Origin of the sequence: Aeromicrobium sp. (assembly GCF_050700635.1) — a bacterium.
Taxonomy (GTDB): domain Bacteria; phylum Actinomycetota; class Actinomycetes; order Propionibacteriales; family Nocardioidaceae; genus Aeromicrobium.
Genome location: NZ_JBOHDT010000026.1, coordinates 1 through 3,503, shown reverse-complemented (window position 1 = coordinate 3,503; position 3,503 = coordinate 1). Strand labels below are relative to the sequence as shown.

The following is a 3,503-nucleotide window of genomic DNA, read 5'->3' as shown; positions in this document are numbered from 1 at the left end:
AACAACTCCGTGCGGGGTGTCTACGGGGAGACCCAGCTCAAGTCCCTCGTCGAGTCGGCCGGGCTCCTGCGCCAGGTCGACTTCACGATGCAGGAGACGATCGAGGCCGAGTCGGGTGCGCGCCGTCCCGACATGGTGGTCAACCTGCCGGGCGGCAAGCAGATGGCGGTCGACGCGAAGGTCCCGTACGCCGCGTACATCGAGTCCAACCGCCCCGACCTCGCCGACGAGCAGCGCGCCCAGCACCTCGCGCAGCACGCCAAGCAGGTCAAGCACCACGTCGACGCCCTCGCCGGCAAGACCTACTGGACCGGCCTGGCCGCCAGCCCCGAGTTCACGGTGGCGTTCATCCCCAACGAGTCGATCCTGAACTCGGCCCTGGACGCCGATCCGGGGCTCATGGAGCACGCGTTCGCCAAGGGCGTGCTGCTGGCGACGCCGGTCAACCTGTGGGCGATCCTGAAGACGGTGGCGTTCACCTGGCAGCAGGACGTCCTCACACAAGACGCCAAGCACCTGTTCGACCTCGGCAAGGAGCTCTACTCACGCCTGGCCAAACTGGCCGAGCACTCGGAGAAGCTGCGGAGGTCGATCGAGTCCACCGTGGCCAACTACAACAACTTCGCCGCCTCCCTGGAGCAGCGCGTCCTGGTCACCGCACGCAAGCTCGACCAGGTGGACGAGTCCAAGCTCATCGCCGCGCCGCATCCGATCGAGTCCCAGACCAAGCGGCTCACCCAGGAGGAGTTCGTCGCGTTCGACGACCTCGAGCGTCCCGAGCTCGACTTCACCATCGACGCCGAGATCGTCGACGACGAGGAAACCGCCTAGCTCAACGCCTGTTCGAGATCGCCCACGAGGTCAGACACGTCCTCGATGCCGACGCTGAGACGCACCAGGTCGTCCGGCACCTCGAGCTCCGACCCGGCAGTGGACGCATGGGTCATCGCCCCAGGATGCTCGATCAGCGACTCGATGCCACCCAGGCTCTCGGCGAGGATGAACACCTCGGTCCGCGCGCACAGGTCGAGCGCTGCCTGACGTCCGCCGGCGAGGCGGATAGACACCATGCCGCCGAAGCGACGCATCTGACGTGCGGCGACGTCGTGGCCCGGATGCTCGGGAAGTCCCGGATAGATCACCTGCGCCACCGCCTCGTGCCCCTGCAGGAACTCCACGACGGCCTCGGCATTGGTGCAGTGCTGCTCCATGCGCACGGCGAGCGTCTTGACGCCGCGCAGCGTCAGGAAGGCGTCGAACGGGCCCGGCACGCCGCCGGCGCCGTTCTGCAGGAATCCGAACGCCTCGTGCAGCGCCTCGTCGTCGGTGACGAGGGCACCACCCACGACGTCGGAGTGTCCACCGAGGTATTTCGTCGTCGAGTGCAGGACGACATCGGCTCCGAGCGCGATCGGCTGCTGCAAGTAGGGCGACGCAAACGTGTTGTCGACGACGAGCTTCAGTCCGGCGTCGTGGGTGACACCGGCGATCGCCTCGATGTCGGCGATGTTCAGAAGCGGGTTGGTGGGGGTCTCGATCCAGACGACCTTCGTCTCCGGCGTGATGGCGGCTCGGATGGCGTCGACGTCGTTGACGGCGACCGTCGTGTAGGTGACCCCCCAGTGGGTGAACACCTTGTCGATCAGCCGGAACGTGCCGCCGTAGGCGTCGTCGGGGATGACGAGGTGGTCGCTGGGACGCAGCATCGACCGCAGGGCCGTGTCGGTCGCGGCCATGCCCGAGCTGAACGCGCGGCCGAAGGCGCCGCCCTCGAGCGCGGCCAGGTTGGCCTCGAGCGCGGTGCGGGTCGGGTTGCCGGTGCGGGCGTACTCGTAGCCGCCGCGCATGCCGCCCACGCCGTCCTGGGCGAACGTCGACGTCGCATAGATCGGCACGTTGACGGCGCCGGTCTGCGGGTCGGGGTCGAAGCCGGCGTGGATCGCGCGGGTGGCGAAGCCCTGCCACGCATCCTTGTCGTGGGCGCTGCGCTTCTCGCTCATCCGGGGTCCCCGCGAAAGTGCGACCGAAGCTGGCTGTAGCCCGCATGTGTGACGCGAGATTGGGAGCAGTTTCGTGGGGTGGTCATATGTGAACGCCGAGGAGGTCGTGGCGGGTGAGGACTCCGAGCGGCTTGCCGTCCTCGATGACCATCACGGCGTCGCTCTCGCTGAGCGCCTTGAGGCAGGTCTCGAAGTCCTCCATGGAGCCGATCAATGGCAACGGCGGTTCCATGTGCTTCTCGACCGGATCGGTGAGCGCGGCGCGTCCCTCGAACACGGCGCTGAGCAGCTCGCGCTCACTGACGCTGCCGGCGACCTCGCCGATGACGACCGGCGGCTCGGGCCCGACGACGGGCATCTGCGACACGCCATACTCGTGCAGAATGCTGATCGCGTCGCGAATCGTCTCGATCGGGTGGGTGTGCACGAGGGCCGGCATGTCGCCGGACTTCTGGCGGAGCAGGTCGCCGACTGTGGGTCGATCGGTGTGGCCGTCGAGCGGGACTCGCAGGAAGCCGTACGACGACATCCAGTCATCGTTGAACACCTTGGAGAGGTAGCCGCGGCCGCCGTCGGGCAGCAGGACGACCACCAGGGCGTCGGGTCCTTCGCGCTCGGCCACCTCGAGGGCGGCGACCACGGCCATGCCGCAAGAGCCACCGACGAGCAGCCCTTCTTCACGGGCAAGCCGGCGGGTCATGTCGAAGGAGTCGGCGTCGCTGACGGCGATGATCTCGTCCGGGACCTCGGGGTCGTAGGCGCTGGGCCAGAAGTCCTCGCCGACGCCTTCGACGAGGTATGGGCGACCGGCACCCCCGGAGTACACGGAGCCTTCCGGATCGGCGCCGACGACCTTGACGCGTCCCTCGGAGACTTCCTTGAGATACCGGCCGGCGCCGGTGATGGTGCCGCCGGTACCGACACCGGCAACGAAGTGTGTGACCTGTCCGTCGGTGTCCGCCCAGATCTCGGGGCCGGTGGTCTCGTAGTGGCTCTGCGGGCCGGCCGGGTTGGAGTACTGGTCGGGCTTCCAGCCGCCGTCGGTATCACGGACAAGGCGGTCGGAGACGCTGTAGTAGCTGTCGGGATGGTCCGGCGGAACGGCCGTCGGGCACACCACGACCTCGGCGCCGTACGCGCGCATGGTGTTCTGCTTGTCCAGGCTGACCTTGTCGGGGCACACGAAGACGCAGTGGTAGCCACGCTGCTGGGCCACGAGGGCAAGTCCGACTCCGGTGTTGCCGGACGTCGGTTCGATGATGGTTCCCCCGGGTTTCAGCTCGCCCGATCGCTCGGCTGCGTCGATCATCTTGACGGCGATGCGATCTTTGACGCTTCCGCCCGGGTTCATGTACTCGATCTTGGCCGCCACGGTCGCGGATTCCGCGGGGACGACGTTGTTCAGCTTCACGAGCGGGGTGTTGCCCATGAGGTCGACGATGTGATTGGCGATGCGCATGCGGCCATTCTTGCACCGGCTCGTTGCAGCTCCCGACCGGTCGG

At 67.6% G+C, this 3,503-nt stretch carries 3 protein-coding genes; 1 reads left to right on the top strand and 2 read right to left on the bottom strand.

The features are described 5' to 3' along the window. A partial coding sequence (locus ACRDPN_RS01805) for a DNA recombination protein RmuC (protein ID WP_431445617.1) occupies window positions 1-831 on the top strand: 831 nt, incomplete at its 5' end. Here the strand turns inward: ACRDPN_RS01805 and ACRDPN_RS01800 are convergent. Together ACRDPN_RS01800 and ACRDPN_RS01795 are read right to left on the bottom strand one after the other, a co-directional pair. Continuing rightward, window positions 828-2,000 carry a cystathionine gamma-synthase gene (locus ACRDPN_RS01800; RefSeq protein ID WP_431445616.1) on the bottom strand — a complete coding sequence of 391 codons (1,173 nt, stop codon included), beginning with the start codon at window positions 1,998-2,000 and terminating at the stop codon, window positions 828-830. The two genes, ACRDPN_RS01805 and ACRDPN_RS01800, sit on opposite strands and share 4 nt — an antisense overlap. A gap of 82 nt (window positions 2,001-2,082) precedes the next feature. Beyond that, a complete protein-coding gene (locus ACRDPN_RS01795) occupies window positions 2,083-3,459 on the bottom strand; it encodes a cystathionine beta-synthase (RefSeq protein WP_431445615.1) in 1,377 nt (458 codons plus the stop codon). Between the last annotated feature and the right edge of the window lie 44 nt (window positions 3,460-3,503).

Bases quoted from the DNA above. Each gene is read 5' to 3' on its own strand.
- ACRDPN_RS01800 (WP_431445616.1), bottom strand. From the start codon at position 2,000: ATGAGCGAGAAGCGCAGCGCCCACGACAAGGATGCGTGGCAGGGCTTC.
- ACRDPN_RS01795 (WP_431445615.1), bottom strand. From the start codon at position 3,459: ATGCGCATCGCCAATCACATCGTCGACCTCATGGGCAACACCCCGCTC.